This window comes from Pseudonocardia sediminis (assembly GCF_004217185.1).
GTDB lineage: Bacteria > Actinomycetota > Actinomycetes > Mycobacteriales > Pseudonocardiaceae > Pseudonocardia > Pseudonocardia sediminis.
On record NZ_SHKL01000001.1, the window covers coordinates 5,021,975 to 5,035,795 of the forward strand.

The 13,821-nt window shown below is 71.7% G+C and carries 13 protein-coding genes; 3 read left to right on the top strand and 10 right to left on the bottom strand.

Going from position 1 to position 13,821, the window contains the following annotated elements:
* Window positions 1-96: 96 nt before the first annotated feature.
* Together EV383_RS23520 and EV383_RS23525 are read right to left on the bottom strand one after the other, a co-directional pair.
* On the bottom strand, window positions 97-1,500 hold the full coding sequence (locus tag EV383_RS23520; protein WP_207223638.1) for a transglycosylase family protein: 1,404 nt from the start codon (window positions 1,498-1,500) through the stop codon (window positions 97-99).
* Window positions 1,501-1,723: 223 nt separating this feature from the next.
* Window positions 1,724-2,344, bottom strand: a complete 621-nt coding sequence (locus tag EV383_RS23525) for a mycothiol-dependent nitroreductase Rv2466c family protein (RefSeq protein WP_130291945.1) — start codon at window positions 2,342-2,344, stop codon at window positions 1,724-1,726.
* A 114-nt stretch (window positions 2,345-2,458) separates the two neighbouring features.
* Here EV383_RS23525 and pepN point away from each other — a divergent pair, with 114 nt between their 5' ends.
* Window positions 2,459-5,032, top strand: a complete 2,574-nt coding sequence (pepN, locus tag EV383_RS23530; RefSeq protein WP_130291946.1) for an aminopeptidase N — start codon at window positions 2,459-2,461, stop codon at window positions 5,030-5,032.
* Between the two features lie 65 nt (window positions 5,033-5,097).
* Here the strand turns inward: pepN and EV383_RS23535 are convergent, their stop codons facing one another.
* From EV383_RS23535 to rfbB, 8 genes are all read right to left on the bottom strand, one after another.
* Window positions 5,098-5,472, bottom strand: a complete 375-nt coding sequence (locus EV383_RS23535; RefSeq protein ID WP_130291947.1) for a hypothetical protein — start codon at window positions 5,470-5,472, stop codon at window positions 5,098-5,100.
* A gap of 108 nt (window positions 5,473-5,580) precedes the next feature.
* Window positions 5,581-7,074, bottom strand: coding sequence for a sensor histidine kinase (locus EV383_RS23540; protein ID WP_130291948.1), 1,494 nt, complete (start codon window positions 7,072-7,074; stop codon window positions 5,581-5,583).
* 163 nt (window positions 7,075-7,237) lie between these two features.
* Window positions 7,238-7,909, bottom strand: coding sequence for a LuxR C-terminal-related transcriptional regulator (locus tag EV383_RS23545; RefSeq protein WP_130291949.1), 672 nt, complete (start codon window positions 7,907-7,909; stop codon window positions 7,238-7,240).
* A 109-nt stretch (window positions 7,910-8,018) separates the two neighbouring features.
* On the bottom strand, window positions 8,019-8,486 hold the full coding sequence (locus EV383_RS23550) for a DUF5130 family protein (protein WP_130291950.1): 468 nt from the start codon (window positions 8,484-8,486) through the stop codon (window positions 8,019-8,021).
* A gap of 7 nt (window positions 8,487-8,493) precedes the next feature.
* Window positions 8,494-8,760 (bottom strand): aa3-type cytochrome oxidase subunit CtaJ, encoded by a 267-nt coding sequence (gene ctaJ, locus EV383_RS23555; RefSeq protein WP_130291951.1) that lies wholly within the window; start codon window positions 8,758-8,760, stop codon window positions 8,494-8,496.
* Window positions 8,761-8,770: 10 nt separating this feature from the next.
* Window positions 8,771-10,201 (bottom strand): DUF2252 domain-containing protein, encoded by a 1,431-nt coding sequence (locus tag EV383_RS23560; RefSeq protein WP_130291952.1) that lies wholly within the window; start codon window positions 10,199-10,201, stop codon window positions 8,771-8,773.
* A 64-nt stretch (window positions 10,202-10,265) separates the two neighbouring features.
* Window positions 10,266-10,865: a dTDP-4-dehydrorhamnose 3,5-epimerase family protein gene (locus tag EV383_RS23565; protein ID WP_130291953.1), complete on the bottom strand. Its 600-nt coding sequence runs from the start codon at window positions 10,863-10,865 to the stop codon at window positions 10,266-10,268.
* Window positions 10,862-11,845: a dTDP-glucose 4,6-dehydratase gene (gene rfbB / locus EV383_RS23570; protein WP_130291954.1), complete on the bottom strand. Its 984-nt coding sequence runs from the start codon at window positions 11,843-11,845 to the stop codon at window positions 10,862-10,864. The genes EV383_RS23565 and rfbB overlap by 4 nt, the downstream gene beginning before the upstream one ends.
* Before the next feature lie 217 nt (window positions 11,846-12,062).
* On the opposite strand from rfbB, the gene rfbD reads away from it, so the two are divergent.
* Window positions 12,063-12,899, top strand: coding sequence for a dTDP-4-dehydrorhamnose reductase (gene rfbD, locus EV383_RS23575; protein WP_242623266.1), 837 nt, complete (start codon window positions 12,063-12,065; stop codon window positions 12,897-12,899).
* Window positions 12,896-13,792, top strand: coding sequence for a glucose-1-phosphate thymidylyltransferase RfbA (rfbA, locus tag EV383_RS23580; protein ID WP_130291956.1), 897 nt, complete (start codon window positions 12,896-12,898; stop codon window positions 13,790-13,792). Before rfbD ends, rfbA begins: the two co-directional genes overlap by 4 nt.
* Window positions 13,793-13,821 lie beyond the last annotated feature (29 nt).

Below are 13,821 nucleotides of genomic sequence, written 5' to 3' on the forward strand. Positions count from 1 at the left end.
CGGCAGGGCACCCGCACTTCTCACCCATTCGAGTGACATCCATCTCGGTCGCCATGCCCCGACCGCACTACTCGCCAGTAGGCCGGTGGAGTGTGGTCATTTCGGCAGTCCCAGCTTGGAGGAGCACGCGGGCCACGAACCGTACCCACCCCGGGCGTCCCTGACCTTCGTCGCGATCTCGATCTGCTGTTCCTTCGTGGCCTGGTCGGCGCGGGGTGCGTACGTCGTCCCTCCGAAGTCGCTCCACGTCCCCTTGTCGAACTGCAGGCCGCCGTAGTAGCCGTTGCCGGAGTCGATCGCCCAGTTCCCGGTCGACTCGCACTGGGCGAGCTTGTCCCAGGACGGGTCGGCACTCGCCTTCTGCCCGGTCTTCGGCGCGGACTTCGGGGCCTCGGCCTGGGGCTTCTCCTCCTTCGGGGCCTCGGACCCGGGCTTCTCCGCCTTCGGAGCGTCCTTCGTCGGCCCGTCGTCCCCGGAGTCCTCGTCCTTCTCCTCGTCCTCCTTGGCGGGGCTCTTCCCGTCGGAGGACGATCCCGAGTCGCTTCCGTCCGCGTCGCCACCGTCCTCGCCGGACTTCTCCCCCGGCTCTCCGGTCGGCGTCCCCTCGTCGGACGAGTCCTCACCGGACCCGGCGTCCGATCCGGTGTTTCCCGACTCCTTCTCGCCGGAGCCGTCCTCCCCGGAGCCGCCGTCCGAGCCGTACCGGCCGTCCTCGGGGGACGAGCCCGACGCCGGGTCGTCGCCCGGCTGCACCTGGTCCGACGAGCCCCTCCCCTCCGAGGACGGGTCCCCGGATCCGCCCGACCCCGAGCCGGAGCTCATAGAGCCCGAGTCCCCGGAACCCTCGGAGCCGTCGGCACTCGACGACCCGGAGCTCGAGGAATCGGAGCCGGAGGAGTCGGAGGAGCTCGAACCGGACGAGCCCGACCCGGTCGTGTCGCCGCCGCTGCTCCCCGACGTCCCCGCCGGCGACGCCCCGGCCGCCGACGAGCCCGTGCCCGACGCCCCGGCCGCTGCCGCTGCACCGCCTTCTCCGGTGGCCTGGGCGACGACCTCACCGTCCGGGCTCCCGTACCCGGCCGCGACATCGTCGACGACGAGCACCCACGCCGGTCCCCCGCCCTCCTTCGGCACCGGGAACCGCGCCACGCCCGCACTGGCCAGGGCCGCCATCTTCAGCGTCCGGCCGGTGGCGGCGTCGTACCACCAGGGCTGCGCCCGGTCGCCGGAGAGCAGGTCGAGGTCGAGCACGACGTCGCCGCCGGCCGGGGTGTAGCCGAGGACGTAGGACCCGTCGTCGGCCGAGGTGATCGTGATCCGCCTGTCGACCGCGGCGACGCCGACGGTGAACCCGCCCTCGCCGTAGGGACTCAGCGGGGCGCGCGGGTTGCCGGCGTCCGCCAGCGCGACCTGGGTGCCGACGACCGCCGCGACGACCAGCAGCGCCGTCCCCAGCGCGGCCGGCGCATGCCGCCAGACGGGTCCTCGGTGCTCCAACACCCAGCCACCCTGGACGTGCCCGCGGCCTGCCCGGACCGGAACGTCAGGAAGTGTTCACGATCGTCAGCACCGCACGCCCGCCCCACCCGGGTCCGGCCGGACACATGATCCGGAGTACGCGCGCCGAACCGGAGTTCGCGCGCGTCCGGACGCGCGCGAACTCCGGTGACGCGCGCGAACTCCTGATCATGGGTGCGCGGGCCGGCCGGAGCCGGCCGTGGGCTCAGTAGTCGAAGCTCGGGTCCTCGGTGCGGGTGCGCTTGAGCTCGAAGAAGTACGGGTTCTCGGCCATCAGGCGGGCCCCGTCGAACAGGCGTCCGGCGTCCTCGCCCTTGGGCACCCGGGAGATGACCGGGCCGAAGAACGCGACGCCGTCGACGTGGATGGTCGGCGTGCCGACGTCCAGGCCGACCGGGTCCATCCCGGCGTGGTGGCTCTTCTTGAGCTTCTCGTCGTAGTCGGTCGAGTGCGCGGCCTCGGCCAGCGACGCGTCGAGCCCGAGCTCCTCCAACGACCCCTTGATGACGTCGTCGAAGTCCTTGTTGCCCTGGTTGTGGATGCGCTCGCCCATCGCGGTGTAGAGCGGGCGGAGGATCTCGTCGCCCTTCTGCTCCGCGGCGGCGATCGCGACCCGCACCGGGCCCCACGCCTTCGCCATCATCTCGCGGTACTGCTCGGGCAGGTCACGCCCCTCGTTGAGCACCGCCAGGCTCATCACGTGGAACGCGACGTCCACGTCACGGACCTTCTCCACCTCCAGCACCCAGCGCGAGGTCAGCCATGCCCACGGGCACAGCGGGTCGAACCAGACGTCGACACGGGCGCGTTCTGCAGCAGTCGTCATGTCCGGTCCAACACCGTCGGCGGCGGGTGATGTTCCCGCGTGTGCCGAATGAGGCGGGGGCACGGAGGGCACACGTGATTGGATGCCCCAGCGACCCGATCTGGAAGGGACTCCATGACCCCGCCGAACCTCACCCGCTCCGACGCCGAGAAGCGCGCCGCGCTGCTCGCCGTGTCGGACTACCGGGTCGACCTCGACCTCACCGACGGCGACGGCGGTCCGGGCGAGAAGACCTACGCCGTCGACACGACGGTGCGGTTCACCTGCTCCTCCCCCGGCGCGGACAGCTGGATCGACTGGGTCGGCGACGGCTTCACCTCGGCCACGCTGAACGGCACCGCCCTCGACGTCGCCGGCTACGTCGAGCAGGACGGTCTCGTCCTCCCGGGCCTGGCCGCCGAGAACGAGCTGCACCTGGTCTCCACCGGCCGCTACACGAACACCGGCGAGGGCCTGCACCGGTTCGTCGACCCCGTCGACGGCGCCGTGTACCTCTACTCGCAGTTCGAGACCGCCGACGCGAAGCGTCTGTTCCCCTGCTTCGACCAGCCCGACCTCAAGGCCCGCTACACGATCACCGTCGTGGCGCCCGCGGACTGGAAGGTCGTCTCCAACGCCTCCGCCGAGCAGGACCCGCCCGGCCCCGGCGGGGCGATCACCCACCGGTTCGCCACCACCGAGATCATGTCGACGTACCTGGTCGCGCTGATCGCCGGCCCGTACGCGGTGTGGACCGACACCTACCGCGACGAGCACGCGACCATCCCGCTGGGCATCTACTGCCGATCGTCGCTGGCCCCGCACATGGACCACGAGCGGATCTTCACCGAGACCCGTCAAGGCTTCGACTTCTACCACCGCAACTTCGGTGTGCCCTACCCGTTCGGCAAGTACGACCAGCTCTTCGTCCCGGAGTTCAACGCCGGGGCGATGGAGAACGCCGGCGCGGTCACGTTCCTCGAGGACTACGTCTTCCGGTCCCGGGTCACGCGCACGAACTACGAGCGCCGCGCCGAGACGATCCTGCACGAGATGGCGCACATGTGGTTCGGCGACCTCGTGACCATGCGCTGGTGGGACGACCTGTGGCTCAACGAGTCGTTCGCGACCTGGGCCAGCGTGCTCTGCCAGGCCGAGTCCACCGAGTACACCGAGGCGTGGACGACGTTCGCCAACGTCGAGAAGTCCTGGGCCTACCGCCAGGACCAGCTGCCCTCGACGCACCCGATCGCCGCCGACATCGAGGACCTGCAGGCCGTCGAGGTCAACTTCGACGGGATCACCTACGCCAAGGGCGCGTCGGTGCTCAAGCAGCTCGTCGCCTACGTCGGCCTGGAGCCGTTCCTGGCCGGGCTGCGCGACTACTTCGCCGCCCACGCCTGGGGCAACGCCACGTTCGACGACCTGCTCGGCTCACTGGAGAAGGCGTCCGGGCGCGACCTGTCCGACTGGGGCGCGCAGTGGCTGCGCACGACCGGGCTCAACCTGCTGCGCCCGTCGTTCGGAGTCGACGACGCCGGTGCGTTCACCTCCTTCGAGGTCGTCCAGGGCGGCGCCCGGCCCGGAGCCGGGGAGCTGCGCACGCACCGGCTCGCGGTCGGCGTCTACGACGACGACCCGGCCACCGGCAAGCTCGTCCGCACCCACCGCGTCGAGATCGACGTCTCCGGTGAGCGCACGGCCGTCCCCGAGCTGGTCGGAGTGCCGCGCGGCAAGCTGGTGCTGGTCAACGACGACGACCTCACCTACTGCGCGCTGCGCCTGGACCCCGCGTCGCTGGCCGTGCTGATCGACCGGATCGGCGACATCGCCGAGCCGCTGCCGCGGACGCTGTGCTGGTCCTCGGCCTGGGAGATGACGCGCGAGGCCGAGCTCAAGGCCCGTGACTTCGTCAACCTCGTCGCCGGTGGGTTCGGCTCGGAGTCCGAGATCGGCGTCGTGCAGCGGCTGCTGATGCAGACCCAGGTCGCGGTCTCGTCCTACGCCGACCCGCAGTGGGCCTCCGAGCGAGGCTGGCCGCTGCTGACCGACGCCCTGCGGTTCCGTCTCGACACCGCTCCTGCGGGCTCGGACGTACAGCTGGCCGTGGTCAACTCGCTGACCTCCAGCGTCCTGCCGGACGGCACCCTGGACCGGATGCGCGGCTGGCTCTACGACGTCGACGTCCCGGACGGCCTGACGGTCGACACCGACCTGCGCTGGCGCCTGCTGCAGGCCCTGGTCGCGCACGGCCGGGCCGCCGAGACCGAGATCGACGAGGAGCTGCGCCGCGACCCGACCTCGACCGGCACCCGTCAGGCCGAGCGGGCCCGGGCGCTGATCCCGACGGCCGAGGCCAAGGAGCTCGCCTGGCAGCGCGCCGTGCACGACGACGAGCTGCCGAACGCGATCAACGAGTCGATCATCGGCGGGTTCTCGCACCCGGCCCAGCGGGGCCTGCTCGACCCGTACGTGCAGCGCTACTTCGCCGAGATCGACGACGTGTGGGCCCGCCGGACCTCCGAGCTGGCCCAGAATGTGGTGCTCGGGCTGTTCCCGTCCGGGGTCATCGCGCAGTCGACGGTCGACGCCGCCGACGCCTGGCTGGCCGACGAGACGCGCCCGGCCGCGCTGCGCCGTCTGGTGTCCGAGGGCCGGGCCGGGATCGTCCGGGCCCTGGCCGCGCGGGAGTTCGACGCCGAGAGCTGAGGCTCGCACGACGACGGGCCGCCGACCTGCAGGTCGGCGGCCCGTCGTGTGTCGTGGTCGTGGGGTCAGCGCCGCCAGCGGCGCAGTGCCCGGCGGACGGGGCTCACGTTCTCGTCGGCCTCGGTGCGGAACGATCCGCACGTCTCGGGGCCGCAGAACCCGCAGTCGTCCCCGGCGCGGTAGTGCTCGTGCATCTCCTCGGGGTGCCCGCACAGGCACGTCCGCACGCCGGTCTCCGGCGGTGCCGGTGTCGTGACCGGCGGACCCTGCACGATCTGCTCCCGGGGCGCCTGGCGCGGGGCCGGGATCGCGGTGCCGAGATCCCCGACGGCCGGCAGACCGGTCGGCGGTGTCAGTACCGCCGCGCTCGGGGCCGACGACTCCCGGTCACCACCGGCACGACGGGACGAGCCCGTACCATTCCGCTGCGACTCACCCATGGGTGACCTCCTCAGTGCGACCGGACATCCGTGTCCTGATTTCGACCACAGTATGCGATCACGACGCACCTGAGGGCTATCACACGTTCGTGATTCGATCAGAAGTAACTAGGGACGCGCGGACGGCAGAGTCAGGACGGCCAGGCAGCCGACCGGGTCCTGGACCGTCCGGAGGTGCAGCGACCCGCCGTTCTTCACGGCCAGATCGCGGCTGTAGCCCAGCCCGATGCCCGAGCCGCCCTTCGACTCGTCGTGCACTCCGCGCTCGAAGACCCGTTCCTCCTGGCCCTCCGGCAGGCCCGGCCCGGCGTCGCGGACCTCGACGACGACGGTGTGCCCGTCGCCCGGACGGCCGCGCACCGTCACCGGGGAGCCGGGGGCGTGCCGGGCGCAGTTCGCCAGCAGGTTCGTGACGATGTGCGAGGTGACCGACTCCGACGTCGCCGCCCGCAGGTCGGGATCGGCCTCGAGCACGATCGGCAGGTCCCCCTGCCGGATCAGGACCAGCCGCTCCAGCAGGGGCGTGACCAGGTGCTCGTCCGGCTCACCGTGCGCCTCGGTCATCTCCTTGTCGGTGGCGTCCATCTGCTCGGCCAGCGGCGACTCGAGCATCAGGCGCAGCCTGCCGAGCTCGGAGAGCAGGGCCAGCCGTATCTTCTCCGCCTGATCGCCACCGCCGCGGGTGCTGAGCACGTGGGCGGCGCCGGCGAGCCCGGCGAGCCCGTTGCGCAGCTCGTGGTCGCGCTCGGCGGCGAGCAGGGTGGCGCGTTCGAGGTGCAGGGTGGCCTGACCGAGCTCCTCCTCCTGCGCGTCGTACTCCGACTCCATCGCGGTGATCTGGCGCCGCGCCATGTGCAGCAACGCGAGCAGGACGATCGCCATGCCGATCGCGCGCAGCGACGGGTAGATCAGGTTCGTCATCGGCAGGCCCGGGACCACCTGGCGGTGCAGCTGCGACACCGCGATCACGATCAGCCCGAGACCGAGCCGGGACCGCGACCTGCTCTGCCTGCGGTAGCCGTCGAACAGGAAGACGACGGCGACCAGGGTCCAGCCGACGAGCGTGACCACCGAAGCGAACGGGCTGGCGGACAGGGCGTCGGTGACGGGGGTCGGCGCCGTGCCGTTCAGCAGCGCGGCCAGGCCGAGCCCGACGACGAGGATCGCCCAGCCGCCCCAGTTGCCCAGCCGGCCCGGGGGCTTCAGGCCCACCAGCATGATCACCAGGGCGATGGTGAGCAGCAGCAGGCTCGCCAGCCGGTTCGTCGAGGTCCGCGCCTCCCCCGCCATCAGCGCGGAGATCGGCAGCACGACCAGGCCGTAGAGCAGCAGGGCCGCCCCGAACCAGGACGGCCGGTGGTCGCGGAAGAGCCGGGCCAGGAACAGCGACGTCAGTGCCGCGGCGATCCCGAGACCGGCTGCGACGTAGGTCAGGTTCACCGACGCGGACGCCAGGTTCACCCGGCCCTCGACGAACCGTGCCCCGGCGACGGCGATCACGATGGCGCACAGGGCGAGGACGGCGACGCCGTCGGTCACCTGACCGGCGACGAACCTCGCCCGGCGCAGGCGTCCGATCACGCTGGTCACGCCGATCGCCACGTCTGCCTCCCGATCACCACGACTGGTGGACGCAAAGTCTATGACGTACGCGACATCACTCCGACGTGGGTCACCCGGGAAGAGCAACAGCGGTTGCGGTGGGCGGTCGAACGGTCGCCGAGGGCGACGTCAGGGGACCTGAGACGTCATCGTCGGCCGTGCGTCATGCCCCGCCGTGCGTCCGGCGGTAGAGCGCGACGGCCTCGAGCTGGGACCCGACCTCGAGCTTGGTCAGGACGGCCCGGATCTGGGTCCGCACGGTCGCGAGCGAGACGACGAAGTGCTCGGCGACGGCCTGGGCCCGCTTGCCGGCGGCCAGCAGCGCCAGTACCTCGCGTTCGCGCTGGGTCAGCTTCTCCAGCTTCGAGGTGACGTCGCGGCGCTCGTTCTCCTTCGCCAGGTGCATCTCGATCAGCTGCTCGCGGCGCCCCGGGGGCATCACCGAGCGGCCCGCCCGGGCCTCCCGGATGGCGCCGAGCAGCGTCGGGAACGGCGCGTTCTTCGGCACCCAGACGAACCCGCCCGCGGCGAGCGCGGCACCGATCCGGCCGGCGTCGGAGCTCCCGGACAGGACGACGACCTTCCAACCGAGCCCGATGATCGGCCCGACGAGACGGACGCCGTCGATCCGGTTGCCCTCGGCGTCGCGGCCCAGGTCCAGGTCGAGCACCGCCAGGCCGGGTGGGGAGATGCGCTCGGCGCTCTCCAGGACCCCGCGGGCGGAGCGGACCGGGAAGAACCGGGCGTCCTCCCCCTCGGCCTTGAGGCTCAGTGCGAGTGAGGATCCGACCAGCTCGTGATCGTCGACGATCAGGACGGGACCGGACGCCGTCATCGCCCGATCGCCCCCGTAGTGCGCGCCATGGGGGACACCCTAGATCCGGAAGGACCTTCGTGGTGTCACGTGCACACCGGACATTTTCTCCGATGTCGACCGGGTGACGCTAAGAACGGCTCCCGGCCTGGTCGGCGAGCATCCGCAGACCGCTCATCAGGCCGCCGAAAAGATCGCCCTCCTTGAACGAGGCCACCATGCTCATCAGGGCGAGCTTGGCGCCACGGTCGGGCAGGCGGACCTTGGCCTCGGACCCGGTGACGATCTCCAGCACCCGCTGCTCGGGGCTGACGGCCACCAGCACGGCCTCGTCGGACCCCTCGACCCGTCCGTGCAGGTCGACGGCGCTGCGGTGCGCGTCGGCGCCGAGGTCACCGAGGTAGATCGCGAACCGCAGGCCGGTCTCGCGGCTGGTCAGCGTCAGCGCCTCGTCCAGGCGGGAGAGCTGGACCGGGGTGAACGGGTGCTCGTTGCCAGCCGGCTCGGTGTAGTTCTCGGCCGCGGAGATGCGGCCGGAGTTCGTGATGACCGCGCCCTCGGGCAGGTCCGGGTCCACAGCGACGATCGAGCCGCTCATCCCGTGCTCACCACTTGCCACCGGTACCTCCCAGCGTGCTCTGTGCCGTCGTGGCCCCGCTACCGATGGCGGGGGTGTCACCGTGCGCGGCGTGTGCCGGCAGGTGCGCGCCCTCCGGGTTCGCGGTCCAGAACAGCGGCTCGTACGGCCAGGCGTCGCCGGCCTTGTAGCGGGCGCGACGGCGCCGGGAGCCGGCGCTGGTCCACAGCGCGATGGCCCCGTACAACGCGCCCGGCGCGACCACGAAGGCCAGCAGGGTCTCCACGACTGTCACATGGGAAAACCTATCCGATGTCGTCGTCGGGCACGTCCCGAGGTGGGGTATCCGACAGGCGCCCGGAACGGATCGCGCGCAGCAGGGCGTCGTGGTCGCGCTCGGTCTGGTCGGCGTAGCGGCGGGCGAAGCGGCACAGCGCGTCGCGGACCTTCCCACCGCCGCCCAGGTACCCGGCGATCATCGACGCGCCGCTGGTCCGGGCGTGCCCCTTGGCCAGCAGCATCCCGCAGACGGCGGCGTAGTCGGCCAGGGCGGTCGCGTTCAGCCCGTCCAGGACGACGGCGCCCTTCATGTCACGGAACTGGCGCACGTAGTACTGCCGTCCGCGGATGGAGGTCCAGCCCAGCAGCGGGTCGGAGACGGTCTGCAGCGCCTGCTGGTACTCCACGACCCGCTGGCCCTGGTGGTCGTGCCAGGCCTCGTCGCCGTGCACGAACGGGGCGACGACCGACCGCCTGGCCTGCTTGAGCTGCAGGAACAGGACGTCGTCGGGGCTGGAGCCCTCGCACAGCGCGAGGTAGGCGCGCAGCCCGACCGAGCCGACGCCGACGACTTTGTGCGCGACGTCGACGGCGCGGTACCCGCCGAGGATCCGGGCCCAGTGCGGTGGGACCGTGGACAGGTAGTCGTCCAGTGCGGCGAGGATCTGCTCGCGGTGCTCGCCGTCCGGGCGGGTGATCAGGGGCGGTTCGACGACGATGCGCCGCTGCCCGCCGTCGGAGGTCACGAAGCGGGGCAGGGCGCGGTCGCTGGTGCGGGTCCGGGCGCGCTTGGCCGCGTTCGCCACCGCGGTGCGGGACTTCTTGTGCCGCGCCCCCTTGTGCAGCCGTTCCGCGTCGAGCCGTTCGAAGGAGCGCTCCAGCAGCGGCGCGTCGGCGAGGCGGGCGATGTGGCGGCGGTAGGCCTCGACGCACCGCGCGACGGCCTGCTCGCACTGGTCCTCGGACGCGTCGTTGTCCCGTCCGGCGACCCAGGTGCTGGCGACGAGCCGTCGCAGGTCCCACTCCCACGCGCCGGGGTGGGCCTCGTCGAAGTCGTTGAGGTCGAACACGAGCTCCCGCTCGGGGGAGGCGTAGAAGCCGAAGTTGCCCAGGTGCGCGTCCCCGCAGATCACCGGGTGGATCCCGGTCGAGGGCAGCACCGCGAAGTCGGCCGCGTGGACCGCCGCGGCCCCGCGCAGGAACGCGTGCGGCGACGCGCTCATCCGCTTGATCCGCTCCGGGACCAGGCTCTCCACCCGGCCGGCGTTCGTGGCCACCACGAGGTCGATCGGGTCGACCCGGCGCAGGGCGTTCGACCAGCGGTCCAGCGACCTGCGCGGCGCCTGCTTCCGCAACCCGCGCCCGATCCCGTAGCGCTCGGACCGCGGGGTGGCGGCGCGGGACAGCGACGTGAAGTTGTCGCCGTCGGAGCCGGGCAGCACGGGGTGGGATGTCACCGGGCAGTCATACCCGCACCGCCCTGCCGTTGCACGACGCCGGGCCGCACCCGTTCGATCGGGGTCAGCCGCGCAGCTCGGCGTAGCGGGCCCGGCAGCGTTCCCAGTCCGGTAGGAGCCCCTCGGCGCGGGCCGTAGCCAGCGTCGGTGCGGCGGCGTCCTTCTCGGACAACACCGGCTCGATCCCGGACGGCCACGGCAACCCCAGCTCCGGGTCCAGCGGCGTCAGCCCGTGCTCGGCTGCGGGGCTGTACGGCGTCGAGCACAGGTAGGCGACGACGGTGTCGTCGGTCAGGGCCATGAACGCGTGCCCGAGCCCCTCCGACAGATACACCGCCCGCATCGACTCCCCGTCGAGATCGACGGCCTCGGAGCGCCCGAACGTCGGCGACCCGACCCGCAGATCCACGACCACATCCAGGATCGACCCGGACGCGCAGTAGAGGTACTTCGCCTGCCCCGGCGGGGTGTCGGCGAAATGCACACCCCGGATCACCCCACGCGCGGACACGCTGTGGTTGGTCTGGGCCACCGTCAGGTCGAACCCCAGCGCGTCCCGGAACGGGGCGCCCTGGAACGGGGCGACGAACACCCCGCGCGGGTCCGGGAACGCGCTCGGTTCGAACAACCACGCCCCCGGGATCGACAGCTCGGTCGCCTTCACCGGTTTACCCCCGCCTTGAGCGACTCCCACCACGCCCGGTGCTCCCGGTACCAGTCCACCGTCGCCGCGAGCCCCGAATCGAACGAGGTCGCCGGCGCGTAACCCAGCTCGTCGCGGATCTTCGACCAGTCCACCGAGTAGCGACGATCGTGCCCGAGCCGGTCCGGTACCCGCTCGATCATCTCCTCCCCCGCCCCCACCGCCGCCAACAGCCGATAGGTGAGGTCGACGTTCGTCAGCTCGGTGCCGCCGCCGATGTTGTAGACCTCGCCCGCACGACCACCCTCCGCCACCAGCGCGATCCCCCGGCAGTGGTCGTCGACGTGCAACCAGTCCCGCACATTGAGCCCGTCGCCGTAGAGCGGCACCCTGCGACCGTCGAGGAGGTTGGAGACGAACAACGGGATCACCTTCTCCGGGAACTGGTGCGGCCCGTAGTTGTTCGAGCACCGCGTGATGCACACGTGCATCCCGTGCGTGCGGTGATACGACCGCGCCAACAGATCCGAGCCCGCCTTCGACGCCGAGTACGGCGAGTTCGGCTCCAGCACGTGCTCCTCCGACCACGAACCCTCCGCGATCGACCCGTACACCTCGTCGGTCGAGACGTGCACGAACCGCGCCACCCCCGCGTCCAGCGCGGCCTGCAGCAACACCTGCGTGCCCCCGACGTTGGTCGAGACGAAGTCCGCCGCCCCGGAGATCGACCGATCCACGTGCGACTCCGCGGCGAAGTGCACGACCAGATCCACCCCGTTGATCACCTCGGCCACCCGGGCGGGATCGCGGATGTCGCCCCGCTCGACGCTCAACCGCGCCGAACCCGACACCGTCTCCAGGTTCGTCATCGTTCCCGCGTAGGTGAAGGCGTCCAGCACGACGACGTCGGCCCCGGCCAGCGACGGATACGCGTCACCGATCGTCGACCGCACGAAATGCGATCCGATGAAGCCGGCTCCTCCGGTCACGAGTACCCGCATCGTCCTCCTTTGCTCTGCACACACCCGCGCCACGAGCCACGCGGCAGGGGCGACCCACCCCGGTGGAGGCGTGGGGGTGCGCAGAGCAAAGCGCCCTCACAACCCCTGGCTGACAGGCCCGGCGACCAGCGTGTCAGAGTCCGCCCGGGCCGACGTAGCGCGGGGCCGTCACGGGCGCGGTGCGATGCCGGGCAGGTCGTCGACGAGAGGAGCGGATGTGCGAGCGGTCGTTCTCGGTGCGGGCGGGCAGCTCGGACGGGCCCTCGTCGCCGCCCTGCCCGGCGCCCTCGCCCTCACCCGGGAGCAGCTCGACATCGGCGATCCGCACGCCGTCGACGCGTTCGACTGGACCCGCGTCGACACCGTGTTCAACGCCGCCGCCTACACCGCCGTCGACCGCGCCGAGACCGACCGCGCCGCCGCTTGGCGGACCAACGCGACCGGCCCGGCGAACCTCGCGCGCGCCTCGGTGCGGCACGGCCTGACACTCGTGCACGTGTCCACCGAGTACGTCTTCGACGGCACGGCGGCCGGCCCGATCCCGGAGGACGCGCCGCTCTCCCCCGCCGGCGTGTACGGCGCGTCGAAGGCCGCCGGTGAGGTCGCGGTGGCGGCCGTCCCGCGGCACGTCGTCGCTCGCACCAGCTGGCTCGTCGGGGACGGCCACAACTTCGTCGCGACGATGCTCGGCCTGGCCGGGCGCGGGGTGTCACCGACCGTCGTCGACGACCAGGTCGGCCGTCCGACGTTCGCGCCCGACCTCGCCGCCGCGCTGGTCGCCCTCGCCGGAGCCGAGTCCGGCACCTACCACGTGACCGGCGACGGCGAGCCGGTGAGCTGGGCGGGCCTCGCCCGCGAGGTGTTCGCCCACGCCGGTCGCGACCCCGCCGACGTCCGCCCGGTGACCACCGCCGAGTACACCGCGGACCGTCCGGGCACCGCGCCCCGGCCGGCGAACAGCGTCCTCGACCTCAGTCGCCTGACCCGCGCCGGGATCACCGTCCCCGCCTGGCGCGACTCCCTCGCGACCCACCTCGCCGGAGCGACACGATGACCAAGGGCATCATCCTGGCCGGCGGCACCGGGAGCCGTCTTCACCCGATCACCCGCGCGGTGTCCAAACAGCTCCTCCCCGTCTACGACAAGCCGATGATCTACCACCCGCTGAGCACCCTCATGCTCGCCGGGATCCGGGAGATCCTGCTCATCTCCACCCCCCACGACCTCCCCGGATTCCGACGCCTCCTCGGCGACGGCCACGACCTCGGCCTGCAGATCACCTACGCCGAACAAGCACACCCCAACGGCCTCGCCGAAGCCTTCCTCATCGGCGCCGACCACGTCGCGGGCGACCCGTCGGTCCTGGTCCTGGGCGACAACATCTTCCACGGACCCTCCTTCTCCTCCCGCCTCCAGACCGCCGTCGACGACGTCGGCTCCGGCCGCACCGGATGCGTCCTGTTCGGCTACCCCGTCCGCGACCCCCAGCGCTACGGCGTCGGAGAAGCCGACGAGAACGGACGCCTCATCTCCATCGAGGAGAAACCCGAACGCCCCAGATCCGACCGCGCCATCACCGGCCTCTACGTCTACGACCACCAGGTCGTCGACATCGCCCGCTCCATCACCCCGTCGGCCCGCGGCGAACTCGAGATCACCGACATCAACCGCGCCTACCTCGAGCAAGGACGCGCCACCCTCACCGACCTCGGACGCGGCTTCGCCTGGCTCGACACCGGCACCCACGAATCCCTCATCGAAGCCGGCCAATACGTCCGCGTCCTCGAGAACCGACAAGGCGTCCGCATCGCCTGCATCGAAGAGGTCGCCCTCCGCATGGGCTTCATCGACGCACAACACTGCCTCGACCTCGGCCAGGCACAGTCCGGATCCGGCTACGGCGAGTACATCGTCGAGGTCGCACGCTCCTTCGGCGCCACCGGCTGACGTGGTGCCCGGAACGTCCGGGTTGCGCT

Bases quoted from the DNA above. Each gene is read 5' to 3' on its own strand.
- EV383_RS23525 (WP_130291945.1), bottom strand. From the start codon at position 2,344: ATGACGACTGCTGCAGAACGCGCCCGTGTCGACGTCTGGTTCGACCCG.
- pepN (WP_130291946.1), top strand. From the start codon at position 2,459: ATGACCCCGCCGAACCTCACCCGCTCCGACGCCGAGAAGCGCGCCGCG.
- EV383_RS23535 (WP_130291947.1), bottom strand. From the start codon at position 5,472: ATGGGTGAGTCGCAGCGGAATGGTACGGGCTCGTCCCGTCGTGCCGGT.
- EV383_RS23545 (WP_130291949.1), bottom strand. From the start codon at position 7,909: ATGACGGCGTCCGGTCCCGTCCTGATCGTCGACGATCACGAGCTGGTC.
- EV383_RS23550 (WP_130291950.1), bottom strand. From the start codon at position 8,486: ATGAGCGGCTCGATCGTCGCTGTGGACCCGGACCTGCCCGAGGGCGCG.
- rfbB (WP_130291954.1), bottom strand. From the start codon at position 11,845: ATGCGGGTACTCGTGACCGGAGGAGCCGGCTTCATCGGATCGCATTTC.
- rfbA (WP_130291956.1), top strand. From the start codon at position 12,896: ATGACCAAGGGCATCATCCTGGCCGGCGGCACCGGGAGCCGTCTTCAC.